Source organism: Pseudanabaena sp. PCC 7367, assembly GCF_000317065.1.
Lineage (GTDB): Bacteria > Cyanobacteriota > Cyanobacteriia > Pseudanabaenales > Pseudanabaenaceae > Thalassoporum > Thalassoporum mexicanum.
On the sequence record NC_019701.1, the window covers coordinates 2,073,149 to 2,097,567 of the forward strand.

Consider the following 24,419-nt stretch of genomic DNA (forward strand, 5'->3'; position numbering starts at 1 on the left):
CAATATGGGCTGAGATCTGGATTAAGCTTCCTGTTCCAGCCCTTTTGCATTTTTATGCTCGCCTGAGTTGAAATCACCATAGGTAGCCACCAGTGGGATCATAAACATCAGCAAAAACACCACATTAAAGACAGCATTTTGCCAAAAGCCAGACATAACCGATATGGCTGAATCGATCGCAAACCAGATTCCAATTGAACTGGCGATCGCCAACCATGACCATCTCTGTTTATGCCGAAATGCACCCACCAGAATAAATATTATTGGTATCATCCAGCCGCCGATCATAACTGCGCCCAAAATCCCATAGACGAGGAAAATATAGTCATTTGCAGCGGTGTCAAAATCAGTTGGCAACTGTGAGGAAGCAAACAACACTTGATTAAAAAATTGATGCAATAGTTCTGGTGCAAGTACCATGCCCAGGCTAAAGGCGATCGTAATGCCGCAGCTAACAACCAGCCACCACCACCAAAAAATAAACATACTCTCTGTTCTCTCCTGTCGATCGCATAGCCGCATTATTATTTATTGGTTCAATAGCCATGCCATTCCAGGCTGACAAGGCAAGGCATTAGAGTTGGATTAAACTCATTTCTTCTTTTTCTTGTCCTTCTTAGTTTGCTTAACTTTTTTCTGGCTCGCTTGATTTTTGCTGCCAAAACCCTTGGGTTGCGATCGATTCATTGTGCGCTCAACAAACCTGCGTATTGCGATCGCTTCTTTGGATAGCTCAAACGCCTCTGTGGCACTAAAGCCACGCATTGGTACTTCTGATCTTTTCTTTAAACCCAGTTCAACTTGCACCTCCAGCCAATCGCCCGCAATACTTAAATCAACCGCCTTCGCCGCAAACGCTTGTTCTATGGTTTCAGCCGCCTCAACTGCCTTTAGGTCACATAAACCAGAAATTAAAAATCCATTGAAATCCGGTGTGTTTTGCGCAAAGTTTGCCAAGCATGGTTGCAATATGCCAATTAAATCACTGCGGGTTTGGGGATGTTTTTGATAAATATGTTTTACACAGTCTATTGCTGAGATCCATTTCCACTCAGATGTTGGATTTGCTAGCACATTGCCGATTTTAGGAATTGCTGATGGCCCGATCAAAGCAACTACTTGAGGGATTTCTTCGCTATACCAATCCCAATATTCAAAGTCAAAGTGATCTGCGTCTAGGTTCAACAATGGCTCAACCGCCTCAACAGCACCAAGTTGCCCCAACGATCGCCAGGCATGAATCGGAGCCCAGCCATCCTGAAGCTCCCGATCGGTTGCCATTCTGATTAGCTCGGAACCATGATCAAGGGTTAATTGAAATAAATCAACGTAGTCAGGCCAATCTAGACTACTGGTTTCGTTTTCATTGTCGAGTTCATAGTCCAGTAATTTGGCAACGGGCATTTCATAGTCAGACATATTGGTCATCTATCTAACTAATCGCTATCGAATATATTCTTTTAAGACACTATTACGATTAGGATGGCGCAGCTTACGCAAAGCCTTAGCCTCAATCTGGCGAATCCGCTCGCGGGTGACGTTAAAAATCTGGCCGATCTCTTCAAGGGTCTTCATCCGGCCATCATCTAGGCCATAGCGCAGCTTCAGCACATCTCGTTCACGGGGACTGAGCGTACCCAATACATTCTCAAGATCTTCACGCAGCAAATTTTTGGCCACCTGATCATCGGGGGTTTCACCATCGGATTCAATGAAATCACCCAGACGAGAATCTTCTTCCTTGCCGATCGGCGTTTCCAACGAAATTGGCAATTGCGCCGACTTGGCAATGAACCGCAACTTCTCGATCGTCATTTCCATGCGGGTAGCAATTTCTTCTTCGGTAGGTTTGCGACCCATTTCCTGCGATAGCAGCTTGGTGGTTTTTTTGATCCGCGAGATTGTCTCATAGAGGTGAACTGGCAATCGGATCGTGCGGGATTGGTCAGCGATCGCGCGGGTGATCGCCTGCCTGATCCACCAGGTAGCATAGGTAGAGAACTTGTAGCCCTTTTCATGATCAAACTTTTCAGCGGCACGAATCAAGCCCAGGCTGCCCTCTTGAATTAAGTCCTGGAATGACAGACCCCGATTCATATATTTCTTGGCGATCGAAACTACCAGTCGCAGGTTCGATTGCACCATTTTATCCTTGGCGCGGCGACCCTCATACAAACGGCGACGGAAGCGGGGCAGCGGCATATCTACCTTCACCGCCCAATCGGAATCGCTGACCTCTTCGGGATCATCTAAACCCATCTCATTGGCTAATTCTTCGCGCTGTTGCTCTAATTCCAACAAATCAGCGATCTTACGGGCTAGTTCAATTTCTTCGTCGGCTCTGAGGAGGCGAATCCGACCAATTTCCTGCAAATAGAGGCGAATTGAGTCTTCGGTATAATGCTTCTTCTTGGTTTGGGTAGCCCGTTTGCGGGTAGTTTTTTTAGCTGCTTTGGCTTGAGTTGCTGCTTGCTCATCGCTGATCGCATCTGCTTCTGCCTGGGCAGCCTTATCGCCATTATCAGTACTCACGGAATTATCATCCTCCTTAGCAACGTGAAGAATATTATCTCCATCATCATGAACTAGATCATTGATCTTTGCGGCTGCGGCTTGTTCAACTTTGTCATCGCCAGGAGTTATAACATCTGAGTCTGAGTAAGTGGTAATGGCTTTGCTCATGCCGGATTCCTCTAGCTTAGTAACTTCGGTTTGGACTGTTTTGATTGAATTTGAGCCGTACCTTAAAAAAGAGATTCAATTAACAGTGAATTCAACTTAAGGGCTTGGCGCATAGTTTATTTAAGCTCAGGGCTATAGCTTAAATTGTGAAAGTGACAAGGTTTAGTTTAACTAATTTAAGCTTAACTAATTAAACTTCATTGTTATTGTAGCGACCACTCAAATATAGCAGCGATCGACTTGGTTTTGTTTTGGCTAAGGTGCTATAGATCTGTCGATCAATATACCTGCAATATACCTACATATCTAAATTCAAAGAATTAAACAACTAATTCATCAATTTAGGATTGGGTGTAATCAAGCTACATGATCCCATGATCTCAAGTCTAACCAATGCGTCTGGCTCCTATGTCTAGATCATGTCTAGTTCAATTCTATCTACCATATATTTGCCATCTAGTTTGATTGATAGCTTACGTCATGCATGAACCGGTAAATATTAATCGATCGTTAATTGCCGACTAATTATGCGATTTATGCGATCGACATAATGGCTGTGCACCTTACCAGTTCAATTAGGGCAATCAATATCTTGATCGACTTGATAGAACTGATTAACCTAAAGCATCAACAATAATCAACCAGTAAAACAACTAATGCCAACTTTGGCTAACGAACCGGTGGCAATGGTGTTATAAAGCATAAACTAGCCCGGTTTGTCTATTATAGTTAGCATTTATTTTGCCCTGTTTTGCGTTGAACGTTAGCATGCCTGATTTGGTTGCGCTCTGGTTGGAGTTTTTACTGCAGATTCAGGGCAGTTTCTGCACCAATCTTAGCCAAACTTAATTAAGTTGGAATGCCAATATGCTGATATGTTAAGTGCGGTCTTAAATATGTGCTAATTAGATTTGTGATCCTACTCTCGTATTATTCCTTGCTAGATTGTAGCTAAAAAAATACGATCGCGGTTTAGCATAACGGCGTAACAGTCGAAATTTGGCACTTATTTTAGTCTAGACTGGGTTTACTTAACTTAATTTATTATGCTTGGCAAATTTTCACTGGCTTCGCTAGCCTTGGTCTTGGGCACGATCATCACAGTAATTGGCTTTGCTGCCTATGTCAGTGGTAATTCTACTTTAAATCTAATTGGGTTTTTCTATGGCATTCCCATTCTCTTAGGTGGCTTAGCGCTGAAATCCGCTGAAATTAAACCAGCTCAGTTTATTAAGGAAACGAAGGCAGCGATCGCACAACTGCGCCAGGATACGGCAACCGATACCCAAAAGCAAATTCTTAAGGATGTGACCCGCTATCGCTATGGGATTGAAGCCCATCTGGATGTGGTGCTAGAAAAACTGGGTTTGAGCCCCACCGATCAAGAACGCCCGGTTTTGTTGGGGGTTTATGAAGAAGCGGCAGCAACCCAGGAGCAAGCAGATCGCAATGGTGCCTATACCCTGGTGTTGCGGTTTGAATCACCATTGATCGGCTGGGAAACTTGGCAGCAAAAGCAAGAAAAATTCACTAAGTTTTTTGGCCCTGGCATTGTCGCCGATCTTACTCAACCAGAAGACAAGGTCGTCGATCTTAAGCTGGTCAGAGACATGGGTAGTGAAGCGGCTTAGGTGATATTAATTAATATTAATTGCTGATTATTAGATAGAAGCTTAAATCCTATGGCATTAGTGTCAATGGCAGCTTTGGTGACAGGGGCAAGATCGGGGCAGGTGGTGAGTTTCCCCACTGATACTGTGCCAGCACTGGCAGCGATCGGCGATCGGGCTAGTTCTATCTATAAACTTAAGGATCGCCCCAGCCATAAGCCGTTGATTTTAATGGCGGCGCAATTAACTGATTTTTTGAGCTTTATTGATCCTGCCCTAGAGCCCCAGACGATCGATAAATTTGCCCAGCTAGCAGAAAAGCATTGGCCAGGAGCCCTGACAATTATTTTGCCCGCCAGTGAATTGGGGCGGAGCTTGAATGTGAATATGACCACGATCGGGATGCGGATTCCGGCTGATCCAGTGGCGATCGCCATTTTGCAGCAGACAGGCCCCTTGCTAACTACCAGTGCCAACCTTAGTGGTGCTGCGCCGATCGATACAACCGCTGCGATCGCCGCCCAATTTCCCACGGTTTTAGCGCTGGGCGAGATTCCTGACACCTATGATCCAAATATAGTTACAGGCAGCGGCCAACCCTCGACTGTTATAGAATGGTCAAACTCTGGCTGGTTGGTGCGGCGGCAAGGCCAGATTGCAATTTAATTAAGCGGAATCTATGCGCTGTCCCAAACAAAAAAACACCGAATTAGTTGCCAGTAAATTAGATGGCGATCTCAAATGTAGCCATTGTGAAAGTTGTCAGGGGCATTGGTTGTCGGCGGATGACTATGAAACCTGGCGATCGCAGCAGGAGAAGCCAAAGAAGCCCCTATCGGGTTTAGATTTTGATTTGGAATTCCAGCCCTCTGAGTATGATGCCAAGGCAGGACTATGCCCCGAATGTGGTAGCTATTTGGCTCGCACTCGCATCGATCTCAAGCAGCCCTTTTATCTAGAGCGTTGCGCTGGTTGCGGTGGCATGTGGCTCGATCGCGGTGAGTGGGAAACCATTAAAAAACTAAATTTGCACGTGGTACTACCCCATGTCTTTTCTAGTCAGTGGCAAATTGTGATGCGCGAGATGTTGCAGACAGAACATGAACGCCAGGCAGTGATTGAGAAATTGGGCAAAGACCTGGCCGAGCAGCTATTTAAACTAACTGATGCGATCGAAAGCCATGAGCATGGCGACTTCGCGGCTGCATATATTATGCGTCGGTTCGATCGGGATAAGTATTTAGATCTCAACCTAAATAGCTAAGCAGATAGTAGCTAGTGCATCTTTAAGAAACTTCTTTTGCCTCAATAGCCAATGGATTCAATGGATTCAATGGATCCAATCGGTCAGATTACTATTACTACTTGCCCAACACCTCGATTGAACTAGCACTGAGGCGATCGCATAAATACTAATAAACTAATAAATAAACTCATAAAGATTAAAAATCATCATCATAACCACCGCCGCTATTCTCATTATCCCGGCGGGAGCCCAGTAATTCCAAGCGATTGACCAGAATAATTGGCTTTTGGCGATCTTCGCCGGTGGAGCGATCCTGCCAGCGATCGAGCTTGAGTGAGCCAGTAATGCCAATTAGCTTGCCCTTTTTGACATAATTAGCCGCGACTTCAGCGGTTCTACCCCACATTTCTAATTCAAACCAATCCGGTGGTTCGTCTCGATTGCGCGATCGCCGATCGACTGCCAATGAAACACTACATTTCACTGAACCAGACTCAAAATATTTAACATCTGGGTCTCTACCGGTGCGTCCCACCAGATTGATCAAATTCAGGCTCATAACTGTGTTACCTAGCTAAAATAAGTACGTTTATATTTAGAATTATAGCCGCCAAATAATATTAGTTCAAAAATCAATTTTAATGACTTTACCATTTTTGGCGATATTGTAAGCCAATAAAATCACAAATGCCTGGGTTGAGACTGCCATGCTGTAACCTTTGACATGAAGTTTGACATCAAGATCGATCGCCTAGATCCAAAATAGCTGCAACCAAGCACAATCACGTATAAATATTGCTGATTATAAATATTGCTGATTAATATCAATCTGTCACAATACCTCACTTGAAAAATACTAGCTTTAACGCTAACTATGGCAATTAGCTTAGCGATCGCTTAATTTTAATGCGACTATAGCTTAGTGCTAACTCAGCTTGTGATCAAGTTTCCTTCAGCTAAGGTTGGTTTAATTGGGACAAGGGACAATGATTGCTTAGTCTTAGTTCTAGCTTATAAGCCTAGCTCGTGGACTAATGGACTAGTGTTTATAGTTACCCAATTATGCTTAAGCCTGATTGCTATTTAATTTAGTGTTGGGTGCAATTCAACTAGCTAAGCAGTTTGGTGATTTGCGCTGATTTGTAAGATCCATAGTCAGTTCTAGGGATTGAGCGATTACTACCATGACAGCCTTGGTGTAGCGTTCTATGCTTGGGGATAAAGTGCGCTAATCGCATTAGATTAACTATTATTTTTTGCAATTGGCTAGATGGTTTCTAAGGAAAGGACAGGATAGGAAAAAGTAAGAGATATGCCTAGAATTATGAATTACAAATCTATCTCGCCAATTCGTAAGGTTTGCGATCGCCGTCGTCGTATTTTGGCAGCAGGTCTAGCGATCGCCTCTAGTTTTGGGATCGGTTTGAATGTAGCAAAAATTGCCAATGCCGAAGTAATAGCGCAAGCGCAATCAAATCAGAAAATCAAACAAGTTGAAAAGACTAACTTTAGTGGTTTATTGGTGATCCTGGCCGCCAGATTCAAAATTAAGCCAGAAAAGCGCGAAGATTTTTTAGCCCTGGCCGAGGAAGCGATCGCCCGCACCCAAGAAGAACCAGGCGTAATCAGCTATAACCTGTTTGAAGACCCCAACGAGCCTAATTCATTTATTTTCTTTGAGCAGTGGAAAAGCCGTAAATCTTTGGATGTGCATCTAGAAGCAGATTATACGGCTAGATTATTGGCCAGGTTTGGCGATTTTGTTGATTCGGAACCAAGCACTAAGGTTTATCGAGTGCAGAGCATTGATTTTGTACTGGATTAAATTGGCATGAGCATGATTGCCTGATTTTAGAGTCGATTACGTGGAAATCAAATTAAGTTAATTTCTTGAGGTTGACCATTAACTATGTCTGTAAATTTCGATCGCCTGGCTGAATTATCTACACGTCAATCCCCTATTCAATTATTCACCAGAACTATGTTGCTTAAAACTGGCCTGAAAGGATTGATTAGCATTTTTAGTGTAGGGATACTGACGTTAATTCCTGGCATAGTCAACGCCCAAGCCCCACTGGAATATGAGCTGAACCATCAGGATATTAACAATCGAGCGGCTGTTACCAAAACTAAACAGGCATTCAGTGGCTTGCCGATCGTGGTGGCGGTGATGGCCAAGGTGCCGCCAGAGAATGAAGCTGCGTTTATGGCGATCGCCACCAAGACCAAAGAACTCGCCGCCGATGATATTGGCATTCTTAGCTATGATTTTTATAAACAGCACAACACCGAAGATCTATATTTGATTTTCATTGAAGTGTCGAGCCGTAAGGCGCTCAATAAGCACCTGGACACCGATCATGCCCAGGAATTTATGGCCCAGCTCGATCGGCTTGTATCTGAGCCAGTGAGCAGTCGAGTTTTCACGATCCGTGGCACTGATTTTGTGTTGGGTTTCTAGGTTATGAGCATGACCCAGTGGCTAATTGCGATCGGCTTAAATAGTGTGATTGGTGGCATCGCGCTAGCACTACCCAAAAAAGTGCTTACCACCGCTGGCATTATTCATGCCTGGGGGTTGGGAATTATTTTATGGGGTTGCTTGGGGTGGCGTGGCTATGTGTTGATGGTGCTCTATTTAATCATTGGCTCGGCAGTTACCTTTGTGGGTAAAGACATTAAAACCGCCAAGGGGATTGCGGAAAAACGCGATGGTGCCAGAGGGCCGGAAAATCTCTGGGGTTCGGCGGCAACGGGGGCAGTTTGTGCGATCGCCTATGTTTTGCTACCCAATCCGCTTTGGTTGCTGGCCTATGTGGCGAGTATTGCCACCAAGTTAGCAGATACTACTGCCAGTGAAATTGGTAAAGCCTATGGCAAAACCACCATCTTGATTACTAACTTTTCGTTGGTGCCGGCTGGAACCGAGGGGGCAGTTAGCCTCGAGGGTACTTTAGCTGGTGTTTTGGCATCGCTGATCATTGCGGCGATCGCCTATGGCATAGCTCTAATTGGCCAGCCGCTTGAATTGCTCTGGTGTGTGCTGGCGGCGCTGATTGCCACCACTGCGGAAAGTTGGATTGGCGCAACTTTACAATCAAAGTGGGATTGGCTTACCAATGAGGTAGTTAATGGCATTAATACTACAATCGGGGCGATCGCGGCGGTATTGCTATCACTGTTAGCAAGTTTGATTAGGCAAGTTTGATTAGGCAAGTTTGATTGGGCAAATTCACTTGGTTTAGGGATCTAGACTCCATCCAGGTTATGATGTGTCAGATTGTATTTGCGGTCTTTTTAACTATTTAACTAATAGCTAAAACCATCACTAACTAATCACTAATTAATATTGAGACCGATTTAGCAATTAGCAGCTTGATTGTGGCGATCCTTGAATTTAGGTGTATTTCTCCATATCCAGGGTATAGCGATAATCCAGATTTGAACTGCTTGGGGGATGGCAAAGTAGGTTTAGTGGCGATCGCCATGAAAATATGGTTGATCAGTTTGCCTCTTTCTGAATCGCCAGCGATAATCAATGTCATACTATGAATGCTATTAATATGAGTGTGATTAAGTGGCAATATGGGGTAAATAGTAATATTGAATGTCTAGCGCTTGATCAATTCAGCCAGATGCTTAGTGATTAATATAAGTGATTAATTAAAATAAGAAATATTAACTACTAGGTTTGGTGATGATTAAATCATCCAATTGACGATCAAGTTAATGACAAAAATTAATGACCAAAAAAATATTAGACATTGCCATGTGCTCTTTTCTGTAGTTTAGTGTTTTAGCAAGATTTTAGGTTAGCCTGACTTTTCCATGCAAACTGATACCTTCAGTGATATATTCCCTCTGTTTGATGCGGCGGACTCCGAGACCCTGGAATGGTTGCTCTCGGTGGCGGTCGAGCGCGATTACCCACCCGGTAGGGCAGTTTTGATGGAAGATGCCTGGGGGAATGCGGTTTATTTTATTGTGTCTGGTTGGGTGAAGGTGCGCCATATTCGCGGCCAGGATGCGATCACCTTGGCGGTACTGAGTCAGGGGGATTTCTTTGGCGAGATGGCGATCTTAGATGAATCACCACGATCGACCGATGTGGTGGCCTATACGCCGGTCAGACTATTGAGCATCCCCGCCCAGCGCTTTATTCAATTTTTGTTCAAAGACTCCCAGTTGCATCATCGTATGTTGCAGTTAATGGTGCGACGACTACGCAAGGCCAACCAGCGATCGCAAATGCGTCAGGAAGCCCCGGCGGTCAGGATCGCCAGAGTCCTAGTCAGTCTTGCCGATACCTACGGCAGCGCTACTGATACAGGCGTAGAAATATGTAACCTGCCCGATCAAGATGTGGCTGATCTTTCCAGCGTCAGCGAGGATGAATCGGTGAAGGTGATGGACAAGCTGCGTGAAAAGGGCTGGATTGAAGTGAATGAAAAAGAACACACCATGACGATCGTCAATACTAAACAAATGCAGCAATTGGCTGGTGGTAGGTAGTTGTAGGTATTTAAAGTTTGAATTTGTCTCAAACAGTAATTCAATAATTTAAAACAAACTAAGCTGGGTTGGTGTAGTTGCAACTAATTCATGCCAGGGTAGGGGCGGGATCTGAACCTGAGCAGTTTCTAGCATCTTTTGAAAATGGGCAGCATTGTGGGGCGATCGCTCCTCGATCGGGCAATGCACAAAGAAATAAACTTCTTTATTGGCGCTCAGCCATTGATCCACATAATTAACCCACTCCGCCAGAAAGGGTTGGTTATGTTCTAGTTGTGGGTGGCTGATGAAGCGGATCAGGGTAAATTCACTGGTGATGATTGGTTGCAGCGGTAAATTGGGTTTGCGGCGCTCCTGCTGTACCTGTTGCATTAATTTCTGGCCATCGGCATTTTGATAAATTGGCCGCGAATCCAGCAATACTCGACCGATGCCTAAATGCTGCAATAGCTCGGTCAGGCGATCGCTGTGGGGCGAGATATACCAATCGCGGTGTCTGACTTCAACGGCAAGTTGTAATTTAGGCGATCGGTTCGATTTAGATATCTGCGACTTGTCAATTGGCTTGATTATGTTTTGATCGCAGTTGGCTTTAGAAGTTGGGGGAGAATTGGCAATAGTTCGATCGCCATGCTCAATTTCTTCTAATTCGCTCGAATCTTTTACACTGCTGCGATTAACTTCTCCCTGCAGATCTTGACCATTGAACCTGACCAGGGCGGTTAAGAATGTTTGCAGATCCTTCAGCTCCGCAGGGCTATAGCTTGGTGGTAATTGAATAAAAATAACCCCCAACCGATCGCCCAGTTGTTGCATTAGCTCAATGAATACGATCGCCGATTCGATTGTATTAGCCAGCAAACCATTGTGGGTGATCTGGCGTGGTAATTTGGGGCAAAACTTGAACCCATCTGGCGTTTGTGCTTTCCACTTGCCGATCGTGGCCGGATCGGGAATATGGTAAAAGGTGGTGTTACCCTCCACGGCCATAAATCTTTGGCCATAGAGGTTTAAAAATTCGCTGGCAGGACTTTTGGCGGGATAAAAATCCCCGACCCAGCCCTTGTAAGCCCAGACTGCCGCACCGATCCTGAAGTTCATATTGGCGATGGTTGGTTAATTTGTTTAGGTTAGATTAGTTAATTGAGATTTTAATTCTGAATCATAATTCTGAATATTGATCCTAATATCGATCTAAGCACTGTTCCAAAGCATTATGATTGATGATTGAGTCAGTGGCGATCGCCAACGGATTAAAATATCCAAAGGACAGAAAGGGGTTCTAAAATTAGATAATTTAAAAGCTTGGTTATATCAATTAATCATTAAGCAATTCAAACTAAGTAGCTTAGATTAATTCATCACTGGCCTGGAATTAAAATCACTGACGCGATTGATTGCCCATATGCCAGAATTTGCATTAATGACATCGAAATCATCTAGAGCATCAACGGCACAAGTTGCACTTCCCAGCGGAGGTCAAAGCGTGGAGGAAACCCGATGGTAACCAGAATATTCCTGTGTGATGAGCGCACTGAGCCCGACATTCGGCTCTATATCAAGGAGGCGATCGAAGATATTGCCCAGGGTGAGCGTTATATCATTACCTGGAGTTGCTCTAATGTGCAATCGATTAAGGTGGGGGATAAGGCCTATTTCCAGCGAGTGGGGTTTGCACCAGAGGGTTATTTTGCCCACGGGGAGGTGGTAGCTGCCGATCGGGAATATCAACTGCGACTCAAATATCCGCGCTACCGCGATCTTTCTGAAGCCTACGACATTGACTTTTATCCAAACAATTTTCGGGTCTGGGTGGCCTGGGATTCTTGCACCGACTACGATCGCCCCCTGCCGATTGATGACCTGCGCCAAAAATCTCAGTTTCGGGGTGCTTTTTTTGATGCGCCCGACAGCGGCGTAGTGTTCAAGGAGCAATATGTACCCCGTCTCGATCGCGCCTGGGATCGCCATTCCCTCAATACTGCCCGCCAGGGTAAAGCGATTCGCCTGGTAGATATTTATTATGCCTGGGCTCAAGAAGATGCGCAGCAGGGCTTTAACGAAGAAGCGCTGGATAATTATGCCTTGGCGATCGCCACCCAGCCTGACTACATTCGCGCTTACATTGGCAGGGGGAATTTATATTACGGGCTCAATGAATATGACAATGCGATCGCTGATTACAGTGCGGCAACGGCAATTCGCTCCAAGCTGGCTAAAATCGCTTTCTATCAACGGGGGCTCACCTACGCCAAATTAGGGCAGCAAGAAAAGGCGGCGGCTGACTATAACGAAGCGTTGCAGATTGATTTTGAATATCCAGAAGCGCATTTTGGGTTGGCAAATAGCTTGTTTAAGCTGAAGGAATTTGAAAAATCAGTGGCCAGCTATACCCAGGCGCTGAATTTTAATCCCGATCAGATCCAGGCCTATTATCGGCGCGGCCGCTGTTATTTTGTGCTCAAGCAGTTAAACAAAGCGATCGCAGACTATACCGAGGCGATCGTCCTCAAGCCCGACTATGCCGATGCTTTCTATTATCGAGCCGTGGCCTATTCGCAACCGGAACTTGGTCAAGACCGGCAGGCAATCAATGATCTAGAAAAAGCCGCCCAACTCTATCGGGAGCAAAGCCGCCTCGATCGCTACGATCGCGCCGCTGATTTGCTGGAAACGATCGCCATCACGGCCAAAGAAAAAGCCCAACAAAAGGCTCAAGCTGCCCAGTCGGATTTATCAGCGCCATCAACGAGTTCCAGTAAGCAGGCCACTGATTCAGAAATGAGACGATCAACCCGGCCAACTCAACCACCTCAATCTACAACTACGGCCAATCCTGCTCAAAGGGTGACTAATGCGCCCAATACACCCAGTGCACCCAGTACACCGAGTCGATCGAACCGCGATCGCAGTGAAAATGACGAAAATCGACGTACCTCTAGAACCACTGGTATTAATAGAGTTGACGATCGCCCTGCCCAACCAGAGCCTCGCGTTGTGCCCCAGGCAAATGCCGAAGCTGACTTAGCTGCCAGTGTAGACAAGATCGAGCCAGAGATTACGGCAACCGCATATACCCCCGCTTCACCAGAGGAGGTTTGGGGAGATGAAAGTGAAACAGGTGAACAGGGTGAGGTTACAGCAACCGCAGGTTCAGATTCGCAGACCAATGTCACCGATCGAGATGCATTTAGCGCACAAGGAACAGACTTGTTCAGCGATCGGCTTGCCCAAATGGATGCTAAGCCAGATCGGGTTGAGCCAGATACTGCCGAAGTGCAATCAGAAGTGCAATCAGAAGTGCAATTAACTGATGCGGGGTTAGCTAAGGCTATTAATCAGAATGTGCCAGATTCAAAAGATTCAGGTGATTCATCAGATCCAGCAGCTCAGCTAGAGAATCAGCCAAATCCAACTGAGGCGATCGCCATGCCTGCCAGCGGTGGCCTTGAAACTGATAATGAGAGCGATCCAGAACCCTGGTCATTAGCGCAATCAGATGCAGATGAGTTAGAAGATCAAGAGCAATCCAATGAATTTGCCTGGCTAGAGCAAGAGCTAACCGTTGGTGCGGATAATATCGCTACGCCATCCCAAGCGGTGGATGAACAGATTGAAGATCGATCGGATTATTTAGCTGATTATTTGACCGATGGCAATGATGCTCAAAGCACCTCTACGGCAGAGCAAACTGTCAAAGGTAAGAGCGATCGGCCAATTACTAACAGCTATGCTTCCCAAACTGATTCAGCGCCAGAGCTAGCCCAGCAAAATAAACCAAGTGAAAATATTGCAAATCCTGAGCCAATAGCCGCGATCGCACCGGAAGTTACGCAGCCCGATGAAGCGATCGAAGTAACACCAATTGAAGTAACTAAAACAAAGCCAGCAACAACTCCTGCTCCTGCCCCTGCTAGGCGGATTGAATTTGCCGACTTTGCCGATGAATTGCCAATCAAAACCGGCAACTATGATGCGATCGAACGGGCGGCTTTGGTAATCATCACCAGCCAATATATTCGGGATGGTTGGTCGGTGCGATCGGTGGAAAAAAGTAAGCGCGGCTATGATCTAGCTTGCCGTAAAGATGGCATCCGCGAGGATGTTTCGGTGCGGGGTGTGGCTGGACGGAATCCCACCTTTGAGCTGAATTCCGATGAGATTAGGGAAGCGGAATATAATGATAATTTTGTGTTGTGGGTGGTAAGTTCAGCCCTGGGGAACTATGCCTGTCAACGCTGGTCGGGTAGTGAGATTCTGGTGGACTTTGATCTTAAACCAATGAGTTTTGTGGCCAAACCAAAGACGGAATAGCTAGTTGGAATTGAGCTACAGGCGATCGCCAAACATCAGTGTAAACACCAGTAAACATTAGTAAGCTCAGCAATCGCCATGATTTAGGTATTGAGTGGTTCCTATGGTGCGATCGTAAAATCTGCATCACAAACCTTGCGCGCTCTGGTTAACTCTGGTTCCTGCCAGGCGAAGGCAAAATGTGAGATCGAATTGACCTGCGGCGTGGCCTGACGGATCGCCACCATTTGTTTTTCCAAAGAAGGGCGATTGGGTAAATCTTGCCCCCACAGGCCAGCTAATACGGGACTGACCTTAGTGCTACTTGGCGCAAGTTGTAGCACTCGCTTGACCTGATCGACAATGCAATCAGCACGCCCACATACCGCATAGGACATGGGATGCCATTCGATCGAGGCGGGGAAACTATGCCAGGGTTGCAAGCGAGAATCAAAGCCACTGCGCAAGGGGCGATTGCCCTCTGGGAAGAACACTGCTCCGGCGGGAATACCCTGCGCTTGAACTGGTTCGGTGGCTGCCAGCAAATGGAACACCACACCACTGAACGCATGGGAAACACTCAATCGCCATAGTTCGCGTTGCAGGCCAGGTTGGAGCGATGCGGCGCTGGGATTTTCTGCTTTGCTGGGGCTGCTGCCCTGCCAGAGTGGTTCTTTCTCATTGGGATATTGACCCTGCACGGTCACCACATCATTCACGCTGATATAGCCTTTGTCCAGAAAGCGACGCATTAATTCGCGGCCTTGATTATTGCTTGCTCGCTGCAAAAAAGCCTGTTGCGAAGCAGTGCCATAGATCCACATATCGCGCACATTACTGACGATCGATTTATCGCCAATTCCCTGCTTGTAGCGCACATAGTCAAACAGCACCCCATCGGGATTCCGTTTCAGCACCTCGGCCAACAATACTTGCATGTCATACCTGGCGATCGGGTTGTAGGGGTCAATGAAGGCCTGATCGGTGGTGGCAGTAGTACCGGTAATATTTTTAAGATTGGCTTCACCAATTTCCTGGGTGGTTTGCCCCTGATGATTGCGAGCTAAGACCTGCTGGCGATCGCTGCGTTGCGAATAGGAATAGCCATAGTTGAGGGTAAACAGCCAGGCATAAACCTTCAAGCCACGTTTTTGACCCTTTTCGATCGCTAAGGCAAATAAATCGGCGTTTTCCTGACCTTCTCCCCACACCACCGACGGCCAAACGGTGGGATTATCAGCAACCGGCAACAACACCTGACCATCGGAAAACACTTCCACATACACCTGGTTATAGCCTTGATCTACCAGTCGATCCATCAATGCATCCATCGCACCTGGGCGTAAATCACAGGGATAGAGCCGGAGCCAGATCGCCTGGGTTTGTGGCCAATTTTGATTGCGACATTGCTTTAAATATTGGGCATGTTGCTTAACTAGGGCTTGATATTGCTGCTCTGCGGCGGGGTCACCGTTGGCGATCGCCCGTTGTAATAGCTCGCGCTTTTGGGCTGCTTGGTCGGGATTGAGTTGGCAAAATGCGCCCAGTTGATTGGGGCTAAGGGCTTGGGCAGTGGGGGAAAAGAATTGCCCAGCACTATTGATCAAAAGTACGCTAACGAAGGCGATCGCGGCAAGAGTAGGCTTAAAGCGAAGATGAACCATGAAGTCTAGCGGCAATTAGAGTGGCAATGGTGAGGATTGAGAAATAAAAGTGAACTATTTGATTATTTGAGAATATTTGGGGCAAACAGGCGCAACGATCGAATTGCATTGATCCTGCTAGTGCTTACTAGTGCTTATGATGTGGATCAGTGAAATTATGTGCAATTATGTGCCATTTCGGTATTCAGTATTCAGTATTCAATATCAATATATGGTAGCTGTTGATCGCGGATTTGAGTCAAGTTGGGGCGATCGCTAGCAGTGATAGATATTTAGATTTCATTGCTGAATCACTATATGATCAAGATACGATCGCATAAATGGCAAATTATGAGCCATAAAGGAAATAATGCCTATGTCTAGAATGGCTAGAAATAACAAGCTTGGCTCAGAAAAGCGGCCAATCCTGATTAATAAATCCAGAAAAAATCAGACTAAATATTTGGCTTTGTTTTTGTGGGGGCTGGCGGTGGTGATGATGCCCCTGGCGGCGATCAGTCCGGTGTTTTATCTGTTGAAGTTGTTCTAACTTCAAAGGCACTTACAAGATTGAAATCATGCTTTCGTTACCTAAATTATTTAAGTAAAGTTGAAAATTCTCTGGAAACGCCTGTGTAAATATCTGTAAATATCTGTGAATATGATGTAGCCTTAAGTTAATGCACTTTATAAAAGCTATAGACTTTATTGACGAAATTCACACACTGACCTTCCCCCCAAAGTGGCCCCCCAAAAGTGGACAGTTAGTTTAAGCGGTTTGTTCTAGAGCAAACCATATGCTGAGGGTATGCGCTGCCCCAGAGCAGCCGCTAAAGCCGTCAATCCTAATCCTAATTGAGTACGCAGATGTTCAGATGTTCAGATGTTCAGCCATCGACCAACCTACTGCCCGTCTAGAGAGCAGGTCAATTGCGGAGTGTCCATTTTTTCGAGACAGGGTCAATTTAACCGATCTCACATTCCGCCAGCTTCGCCATAAACGCCTCCACCTGGCCACGCAACTCATCCGCATTAGAATCCTTGGCCTTATCCCAGGCCGCTAACCACACTGGGGCTGGCAAATGGCCTTCTGGAGCTACATTACGATCGAACGCCACATCCGCAGTCCTGATCCAAGAACCACGGGTACGCCAACCGAGGCGATCGCCAAAATCCTTCCAGCTCTGGGTCGCCTTATCTTCTTCGACCACCGCGCCAAAAATACTACTGATATCATCATCCGCCGAGGTAGATGCCGCCACCGTCTCTGGTGGTAGCAATTGCCGCAGTTGCTCCGATGCCTTAATTTGATCCGCCTTCTGAGCCAACACAAGCTCCTGGGCTTGCTTCACCTCTTTAATTACGATCGGTGCCAGGGCGCGATAGGAATTATTTTGATTACTCACCGCTCCTTTGACAGCCTGGACTGTCTCTCGCCATTGCTTCAGCTCAAATTGCTCACCAGCCTTATAGAGTTGATCGCAGATTGCTTGCAGATTTTGCCGACTGGTGGGGCGATCGGGTTGTTTGAAGAGTTGCAACATATCCCGCAACTTCATTGGCACATCGGTTTGGAAGAACATCGCCATTGCCCTGGCCTCATCCGAGCTTTTGCCCATTGGCGCTGTGGCCATCGTTTGTTTAGGCATAGTGGCAGTAGCGGCAGCAACCGGTTGTTCAACTTCCCTTGCTTCCAACCGAGCGCGTAGCTTCTTAAAAATCGGCTCCGCATCCGCCAGAATCGAATCACCCACCTCCTGACTCAGGCCATAGGGGCCCTGGAGTTGATCTAATAAATCCTGCAACTTATCAAAGGCGCTAAGAAATAGGGTTTGCAGATCTTGATCCACATTCATATTTTTGGTGTCGCGCAGCACCTTAAAATAATCTTCCAGGTTATGGGCAGTACGTTGCACACTGCCGATCCCCAGCATCGCTGCCCCCCCTTTGATTGAATGGGCAGCCCGAAACACCTCGTTGATCGCTTCCGGATCAGACATCATATCCTGAATATTCAGCAACCCCTGTTCGATCGTATTCAGGTGATCACGGGCTTCTTCAATGAAGTAACCCATTATCTGCTTTTGCTTTTCTGGATCCATGGTGCAGCCCTCGACTAGCTTGGTAATTTGGCGATATTCTGGCGATCGAACTTAAGATACTTAAGATTTAGAAGATTTATGAGTATTAGCCTTTATTAGCCTGGAAACTCTTATAGGCACTGCTTTGGACACTGAACCCAAACCGTCCCTGGCTGTAGCCGCGCCACAGCTGATCGATCGTTTGGAGATCCTGGCATGGCAATTGACTAATATCATCCGGTGAGAGATAGCTGCCTTTATTTTTATGCAAAGCCAGACACATCACATTCCAGGTTTCTTGGTTTGCTTCTTGCCAATTACCATCCATGAGTAAATCCTTGAGGCGAGAATAGTCTACCCCTGCCGCAGAAGGCAGTTTGGTCGGCGTGGCCGTTGGCGTTGAAACTGGTTCAGCAGGGACAGATACGGGAGCGATCGCCCCTGTTGGCGCAGGTGCAGGGCGTTTAAACTTCAGCGTCATAGCGCCACTAGCTGCACCATCACCTAGCAAAACAAGCTGCCCCTCAGCCGTAATTCTAACCGCGACCGCGATCTCATCTAGTTGCAGATCGCCATTACTGCCAGCACTTTGGCCAATTTGCTCAACCAGACTAACCAGATGAGCAAGATTTTGTTTTAATACCTGGGCATCAATACTGCTTACCTCTGGCTGATCATTAGCGTTGTTGAGGCTGGTTTGGATCAAAAATTCTTCGCTTTGCATGACTTACTCTGCTAGTAGGTTTGGGTTAGTCCTGGGGGGCGTAATACCACAATACATTTAGAGTGAATTAATCTAGTATTGAGGATCTCTTAGAACTAGCTTTTGAATTATTCAAGTCAAATTAAGCCTTAAGTCTAAATCTGCATTTCGATCGCCAGGATGCAAGTCCTCAACTTCGATCGATTTAGCCTAGCAATTCAACTTAGATAAACTTAGATAATTAGATAACTTAGGATATTCAAGATAGATTTAGGTTGGCAACTATTGCAGATGCCAGAAGTAACAGAAATACCTGCTAATCACCACTTTGTGCATAATTGGCCACCCGATTAAGGCAATGACTAGGGCAATTAATAATTCAATTGATAAATAGCGACTAGATTATAGTTGTAATCGCTTTAATTTAGATTAGTCAATAATCAAATTCAATCAATTATTGATGAGATTTTAGCAGCGATCGCAAATTTTAGCGTCGCGCTAATGTACTGTTTGTTGGTTTGCATGATTTAGCTGACTGCCCCCCTTTTCTTATCTCTAACTTCTCTAACTCACGTTAATTAAGTAAACTAGTTAATTAGCCAGGTTAACAACCAACCTGATTAAACTGGTAACAATGAATTAAGTAAATTAGACTTATTACTTAACTTATACTTTTTATACTTTAGGTATCTAATAGGTGTCTAAATTACTGTCTTATTAGCTATCTAAGTTGCGATTGCGATCGTGATCAGCCCTTGACAGCAATGCATTTGGGCAAATCGATCGCCCTGATTATTCATTTTATTCAGGTGTATGTTCAGTAATTACGAATCTCACCTGTTGGGCAACTATTGCTAAACTATTAATCCGATGATCCTCGTGGCCTGAATTTACTCAAAATCAACCCAGAATCATCATACCCATTCACACAAGCCCAGATAACTAACTCCTGTAAGTAGAAGCGTTGAGTTTTAGTTGCATAATGCACTGCTCAATGTCTTTTAATTTATCGCACATAAAGCACTATGCTCAATCCCGACCTTACCACTGTTCAACTCAACCAGGAAGAGTATGAACGCTATTCGCGGCATTTGATTCTGCCTGAAGTTGGCGTTGAAGGACAAAAGAAACTAAAGGCGGCCAGCGTCCTTTGTATTGGTACTGGTGGCCTGGGTTCGCCCTTGCTGCTCTATCTAGCTGCCGCTGGTGTTGGCCGCATTGGGATCGTTGATTTTGATGTGGTTGATGCTTCTAATATGCAGCGTCAAGTGATCCATTCCACATCCACGATCGGCAAGCTCAAGATCGAATCCGCCAAACACCGCATCCATGAGATCAACCCCCATTGTCAGGTTGACCTCTATAATGCCCGGCTTAGCTCCGAAAATGCGCTGGAGATTATGGAGCCCTATGACGTGATCGTCGATGGCACTGATAATTTCCCCACCCGCTATCTGGTCAATGATGCCTGTGTATTGTTGAACAAGCCAAATGTCTATGGCTCGATCTTCCGGTTTGAAGGCCAAGCCACAGTATTTAACTATGAAGGTGGCCCCAACTACCGCGATCTCTATCCCGAACCACCGCCACCAGGTTTGGTTCCTTCCTGCGCCGAGGGTGGGGTATTGGGAATCTTGCCCGGTCTGATCGGTGTGATCCAGGCCACTGAAACGGTCAAGATTATTTTGGGTGTGGGTACTACGCTCAGCGGTCGGTTACTGCTCTATGATTCTTTGAATATGAGCTTTAGGGAACTGAAACTGCGCCCCAATCCGGTGCGCCCAGTGATCGAGAAGCTAATTGATTATCAAGAGTTCTGCGGTATTCCCCAAGCCGCTGCGGCAAAAGCAGCCGAGCCTCAGCTACCGGAAATGACTGTGCAAGAGTTGAAACAAATTCTTGACAATGGTGCAGAGGATTACTTGATTGTGGATGTGCGCAATCCCCACGAGTGGGAAATTGGCAAAATCCCTGGCACAGTCCTGGTGCCATTACCAGAAATTGAAAATGGCGATGGGGTTGGCAAAATTAAATCGATGCTAAATGGTCATAAACTGATTGCCCATTGCAAGATGGGTGGCCGATCGGCAAAGGCATTGGGAATCCTCAAGGAGGAAGGGATCGAAGGAATTAATGTCAAAGGTGGCATTGCTGCCTGGAGCGAGCAAATCGATCCATCGGTGCCTAAATATTAAGCCCTAGGCCAATTATTCACCGCTGATTCACTACAAGAACACGATCGTAATGGTTCAAGCCATAGACTACTTAGTCCTAAGCGATCGCAATCCTGCATTTTTAGTGTGGGTGAATACTAAATTAAGGCTGAAGATGTATTAGGCTTTAAAGATTAGGTAAGGCGTTGTTGCATAAAAGAAACGGAGCGGTAGGTTATGGTACGTTTTAACTACCATGAAAAAACCCCCACAATACCGCGTCCGCAACTGGCAAGAGTATAACAAAAGCCTCAAACAGAGAGGAAGTCTAATTTTCTGGATTAGCAAGGAGGCAATAGAGATGTGGCTAGAGCCAGAGCGATCCGGCAACAGAGGCGCATCAAACAGATACAGTGACCAAGCGATTGCGACGATTGCGATGCTCAAGAGCATATATGGATTGGCAGGCAGACAAGTCACCGGTTTGGTCGAATCATTATTTACCCTGATGAACATAGACTTACCGGTGCCAGACCACAGCACAGTTTCAAGACGGATGGGCAAATTAGCGATCGAGTTACCCCATCAAAAGACTCAGGCAGCGAGACATGTGGTGGTTGATAGCACCGGCGTGAAAGTTTACGGAGAGGGAGAGTGGAAAACGCGTCAGCATGGCATAGGTAAGCGTCGCACCTGGCGTAAAATTCATCTGGGCGTAGATGAGTCAAGCGGTGAAATTCTTGCGGCAGCGGTTACCAGCAACCAATATCATGATGGCCAAATTCTACCTGAACTGCTTAATCAGATTGAGGATGAAATTAAGCAAGTATCTGGGGATGGTGCGTATGACCATCGTGACTGTTATGATGCAATCTCTGCTAGACAAGCCCAGTCAGTAATTCCACCACGCAAAAATGCCAAAATTTGGCAACATGGCAATTGTAAAGCACCACCGCATCCGCGTGACCAAAATTTACGGCGCATCCGTAAGGTTGGTCGTGCCAAGTGGAAACGAGAGACTGGCTATCATCGGCGCTCACTGGCAGAGACTACTATGTTTAGATTGAAGACTATTTTTGGCGGTAAGTTACGCTCACGAAATTTTGATAATCAAGCGGTGGAGCTGTTTTTACAGTGCGTGGCTCTTAATCGTATGATGATGCTATGCAAGCCTGATTCTTACCTGGTTGAAGACTAAATTGGAGAATCTTGGCAGGAGTATTGTCCCTTTCTTCGATTCATGCAACAAAGCCATTAGGTAATATCAATAATCTTGCGCTGGCAAAGTCTTAAATGGTTCTGCCAGCGTTTGTTTTGCTGATGCGTTTTTGATCTGTTTTATTTGGTTAACACCAGTACCCCCATCAAGGTATTAGCGATCGCATAGTGCTTAGCCTGCGTGAATCCAGCCGCCAATCCTAATTGCACCTGCTCTTTGTCCAGCGGGAAACGCTCCAGACTGGGCATAATATAGGCATATTCTGCTTCCATGCCCTGATTTTTGGCGATCGGCACCACAATATGATCTAAATAAAATTGCTGGAATTTGGCTGCAATCGGATTTTCGGTGCGGTTGAAATCCAAAATTGCGGCGATCGCCCCCGGTTTTAAAACTCGCTGTAACTCCGCCAGGCATTTACTTATATTGGTCACATTGCGCAGCCCATAGGCGATCGTTGCGCCATCAAAATAGCGATCGGCAAAGGGCAAATCCAGGGCATCCCCTTCTTGCCAGATTAAACAATTACCAATTGGTGGTGGCAGTTCGCAGGTACGTTCCGCAGCGATCGCCAACTGCTCGCAGGCAAAATCCACTCCGATCACTTTGCCAGCCGGTGCAACCCGCTTAGCCAGGAGCATTGCCACATCACCACTACCACAACAAAGATCCAAGAATTTATCACCTGGCTGGGGCTGAGCCCAATTTACTGCCATTTTTTTCCAAACCCGATGCTGTCCCAAACTCAACCAATCATTGAGCTGGTCATATACTGGCGCGATTCGATCGAAGATCTGGCGTACTTCACTGGCCTGGGGCTTATCTTTAGCATCAGTAGCATCAGTTGTCTTATTGATGAGGTTGGTCATAAAACTACCTGACTATTTTAATTCCAATGGCTATTTAGATCCTTGATATGCGGCTATGATATGCAGCTATCCTTAGAACCTTGATTGAGGCCGCTTGCACGTCTTTGGATCTCAGCTCACCACATCCAGGCTGATTAGCAAAAGCAGATGAGAGCCTTTTGGTTGCACATCAGATCTAAGCATATAGCTACAACTGCACCATATTGGTGTATTCAGTTAATAGCTCATCATAGGTCAAACTATCCTCACTGGTTTGCGGACTCCAAAGCAACTCCAACACCGCAATATGATCTGATTCGATCGCGGCAATTTTCTCCAATGCCTTTTGCAACATTTCCGGCGATCGCACTTCTTCGTACAGGGCGCGATCGTGCTCGGTGCCCAATAATATAGTCACCACAATATATGCCGCTGGAGCATCATCAGCATATTGGTTGATCTCTTTGGTACTCAGTGAGCCATTGACCTTACTCAGGGTTTCGGCGCTGAAGTTTTTGCGCTCGGCGATCGACAACTGATTAAACACTGACTCGGCATTATCCCTGGGTAATACATCCGAGGTAGCTAGCACATGGGACCAATGCTCGGAGTTGCGGAGCAAGGCTAAGACTGCTTCTTGCAATAGCTCGGCGCGGCCTGATTCCGTGCCAGTATCAATCCGGGTCACCAACTCAGTCAATTGGGTTTGTAGATCATCGGCAGTTGCCAGCAGCGCCACTTGCAGCTTGCTAATCGTGACTGTCTCAGGATCGATCGCGGCTGGCGCAATAACACTATGCCCATTATTAGATTTATTCGACTTGCCGAACAAAATTAAAGCGGCGATCGCCCCTGGCGGCAGCAACAACCAGAACATACTAATACCGCCACCGCCGCCATTGGGATTACTGGGACTGCGGTTAGTATTGCGATCTGGACTATTACTACTGCTACTATTGCGATCGTTATTAGTATTATTGCTAGACGGCGATCGGGATGGACTGGGACTGCTGGTCGGCTCACTAGTAGGATTGCTACTGGGTTTACTATTACTACGGTTAGGTGAAGGTGAACTGGTGGGGGTTGATTTCTTAAACGAACCACTACGATCGCGCCCAGCGGAGCTACGGGCATAGGCAGATTGGTCTAGATTAATTAAATTAGCTAGTTGCTCTAGTCTGGCTAACTTTGATTTTTGGGATTTTGAGGCCAATATCTGGGGCGATCGCTCAGTGTGCTCAGTGTACTCAGTGTGCTCAGTTTCACTAGTCTCATTAATTTGACCAGTTGCCCAAAAGTTATCCCGATACATGCCCATATGCTCGCTTGCTCTGGTTATGCCGATCGGCACAATATCAAGGCAGAAATAAGCCAGAAGAGTAGCTAGGAAAAGTTTAAGTTTAGGTTGACGCATGATGGTTAAGATTTA

The 24,419-nt window shown here is 46.1% G+C and carries 21 protein-coding genes; 11 read left to right on the top strand and 10 right to left on the bottom strand.

Annotation, left to right across the window (positions count from 1 at the left end; genetic code table 11):
* Positions 1–21: 21 nt before the first annotated feature.
* From PSE7367_RS08145 to rpoD, 3 genes are all read right to left on the bottom strand, one after another.
* Positions 22–486: a hypothetical protein gene (locus PSE7367_RS08145; protein ID WP_015164896.1), complete on the bottom strand. Its 465-nt coding sequence runs from the start codon at positions 484–486 to the stop codon at positions 22–24.
* Between the two features lie 105 nt (positions 487–591).
* Positions 592–1,428, bottom strand: coding sequence for a hypothetical protein (locus tag PSE7367_RS08150; RefSeq protein ID WP_015164897.1), 837 nt, complete (start codon positions 1,426–1,428; stop codon positions 592–594).
* 15 nt (positions 1,429–1,443) lie between these two features.
* Positions 1,444–2,682 (bottom strand): RNA polymerase sigma factor RpoD, encoded by a 1,239-nt coding sequence (gene rpoD / locus PSE7367_RS08155; protein WP_015164898.1) that lies wholly within the window; start codon positions 2,680–2,682, stop codon positions 1,444–1,446.
* Between the two features lie 1,046 nt (positions 2,683–3,728).
* On the opposite strand from rpoD, the gene PSE7367_RS08160 reads away from it, so the two are divergent.
* From PSE7367_RS08160 to PSE7367_RS08170, 3 genes are read left to right on the top strand one after another with little or no spacing between them, the layout of a single operon-like run.
* Positions 3,729–4,313 (top strand): DUF2854 domain-containing protein, encoded by a 585-nt coding sequence (locus tag PSE7367_RS08160; protein WP_015164899.1) that lies wholly within the window; start codon positions 3,729–3,731, stop codon positions 4,311–4,313.
* Between the two features lie 51 nt (positions 4,314–4,364).
* The gene (locus PSE7367_RS08165; protein ID WP_015164900.1) at positions 4,365–4,958 is read left to right on the top strand and encodes an L-threonylcarbamoyladenylate synthase; all 594 of its coding nucleotides are present in this window, start codon (positions 4,365–4,367) and stop codon (positions 4,956–4,958) included.
* Positions 4,959–4,971: 13 nt separating this feature from the next.
* On the top strand, positions 4,972–5,556 hold the full coding sequence (locus tag PSE7367_RS08170) for a zf-TFIIB domain-containing protein (protein WP_015164901.1): 585 nt from the start codon (positions 4,972–4,974) through the stop codon (positions 5,554–5,556).
* A gap of 178 nt (positions 5,557–5,734) precedes the next feature.
* Here the strand turns inward: PSE7367_RS08170 and PSE7367_RS08175 are convergent, their stop codons facing one another.
* A complete protein-coding gene (locus PSE7367_RS08175) occupies positions 5,735–6,097 on the bottom strand; it encodes a single-stranded DNA-binding protein (RefSeq protein ID WP_015164902.1) in 363 nt (120 codons plus the stop codon).
* Positions 6,098–6,862: 765 nt separating this feature from the next.
* Between PSE7367_RS08175 and PSE7367_RS20320 the strand changes: the two genes are divergently transcribed.
* From PSE7367_RS20320 to PSE7367_RS08200, 4 genes are all read left to right on the top strand, one after another.
* Positions 6,863–7,363 carry a putative quinol monooxygenase gene (locus tag PSE7367_RS20320; protein WP_051037902.1) on the top strand — a complete coding sequence of 167 codons (501 nt, stop codon included), beginning with the start codon at positions 6,863–6,865 and terminating at the stop codon, positions 7,361–7,363.
* 84 nt (positions 7,364–7,447) lie between these two features.
* Positions 7,448–7,999 carry a putative quinol monooxygenase gene (locus PSE7367_RS08185; protein WP_015164904.1) on the top strand — a complete coding sequence of 184 codons (552 nt, stop codon included), beginning with the start codon at positions 7,448–7,450 and terminating at the stop codon, positions 7,997–7,999.
* Positions 8,000–8,002: 3 nt separating this feature from the next.
* On the top strand, positions 8,003–8,746 hold the full coding sequence (locus PSE7367_RS08190) for a TIGR00297 family protein (RefSeq protein WP_041698378.1): 744 nt from the start codon (positions 8,003–8,005) through the stop codon (positions 8,744–8,746).
* A 620-nt stretch (positions 8,747–9,366) separates the two neighbouring features.
* A complete protein-coding gene (locus PSE7367_RS08200) occupies positions 9,367–10,050 on the top strand; it encodes a Crp/Fnr family transcriptional regulator (RefSeq protein WP_015164906.1) in 684 nt (227 codons plus the stop codon).
* Between the two features lie 48 nt (positions 10,051–10,098).
* On the opposite strand, the gene PSE7367_RS08205 is transcribed toward PSE7367_RS08200, so the two are convergent.
* A complete protein-coding gene (locus PSE7367_RS08205; protein WP_015164907.1) occupies positions 10,099–11,151 on the bottom strand; it encodes a DUF72 domain-containing protein in 1,053 nt (350 codons plus the stop codon).
* Between the two features lie 399 nt (positions 11,152–11,550).
* Here PSE7367_RS08205 and PSE7367_RS08210 point away from each other — a divergent pair, with 399 nt between their 5' ends.
* Positions 11,551–14,364, top strand: a complete 2,814-nt coding sequence (locus PSE7367_RS08210; RefSeq protein ID WP_015164908.1) for a tetratricopeptide repeat protein — start codon at positions 11,551–11,553, stop codon at positions 14,362–14,364.
* Positions 14,365–14,465: 101 nt separating this feature from the next.
* Here the strand turns inward: PSE7367_RS08210 and PSE7367_RS08215 are convergent, their stop codons facing one another.
* Positions 14,466–16,007, bottom strand: coding sequence for a family 10 glycosylhydrolase (locus PSE7367_RS08215; protein ID WP_015164909.1), 1,542 nt, complete (start codon positions 16,005–16,007; stop codon positions 14,466–14,468).
* Positions 16,008–16,362: 355 nt separating this feature from the next.
* On the opposite strand from PSE7367_RS08215, the gene PSE7367_RS21900 reads away from it, so the two are divergent.
* On the top strand, positions 16,363–16,536 hold the full coding sequence (locus PSE7367_RS21900; RefSeq protein ID WP_015164910.1) for a hypothetical protein: 174 nt from the start codon (positions 16,363–16,365) through the stop codon (positions 16,534–16,536).
* Between the two features lie 415 nt (positions 16,537–16,951).
* Here the strand turns inward: PSE7367_RS21900 and PSE7367_RS08220 are convergent, their stop codons facing one another.
* Together PSE7367_RS08220 and PSE7367_RS08225 are read right to left on the bottom strand one after the other, a co-directional pair.
* Positions 16,952–18,088, bottom strand: coding sequence for an Hpt domain-containing protein (locus PSE7367_RS08220; protein ID WP_015164911.1), 1,137 nt, complete (start codon positions 18,086–18,088; stop codon positions 16,952–16,954).
* An 85-nt stretch (positions 18,089–18,173) separates the two neighbouring features.
* Positions 18,174–18,791: a GUN4 domain-containing protein gene (locus PSE7367_RS08225; RefSeq protein ID WP_015164912.1), complete on the bottom strand. Its 618-nt coding sequence runs from the start codon at positions 18,789–18,791 to the stop codon at positions 18,174–18,176.
* A 1,004-nt stretch (positions 18,792–19,795) separates the two neighbouring features.
* Between PSE7367_RS08225 and moeB the strand changes: the two genes are divergently transcribed.
* Together moeB and PSE7367_RS08235 are read left to right on the top strand one after the other, a co-directional pair.
* Positions 19,796–20,965 carry a molybdopterin-synthase adenylyltransferase MoeB gene (moeB, locus tag PSE7367_RS08230; protein WP_015164913.1) on the top strand — a complete coding sequence of 390 codons (1,170 nt, stop codon included), beginning with the start codon at positions 19,796–19,798 and terminating at the stop codon, positions 20,963–20,965.
* A gap of 214 nt (positions 20,966–21,179) precedes the next feature.
* Positions 21,180–22,121 (top strand): IS5 family transposase, encoded by a 942-nt coding sequence (locus PSE7367_RS08235; RefSeq protein WP_015163958.1) that lies wholly within the window; start codon positions 21,180–21,182, stop codon positions 22,119–22,121.
* Positions 22,122–22,261: 140 nt separating this feature from the next.
* Here the strand turns inward: PSE7367_RS08235 and ubiE are convergent, their stop codons facing one another.
* Both ubiE and PSE7367_RS08245 read right to left on the bottom strand, forming a co-directional pair.
* The gene (ubiE, locus tag PSE7367_RS08240; RefSeq protein WP_015164914.1) at positions 22,262–23,011 is read right to left on the bottom strand and encodes a bifunctional demethylmenaquinone methyltransferase/2-methoxy-6-polyprenyl-1,4-benzoquinol methylase UbiE; all 750 of its coding nucleotides are present in this window, start codon (positions 23,009–23,011) and stop codon (positions 22,262–22,264) included.
* A 187-nt stretch (positions 23,012–23,198) separates the two neighbouring features.
* Complete coding sequence (locus PSE7367_RS08245) at positions 23,199–24,404, bottom strand: DUF1517 domain-containing protein (protein WP_015164915.1); 1,206 nt, start codon at positions 24,402–24,404, stop codon at positions 23,199–23,201.
* Between the last annotated feature and the right edge of the window lie 15 nt (positions 24,405–24,419).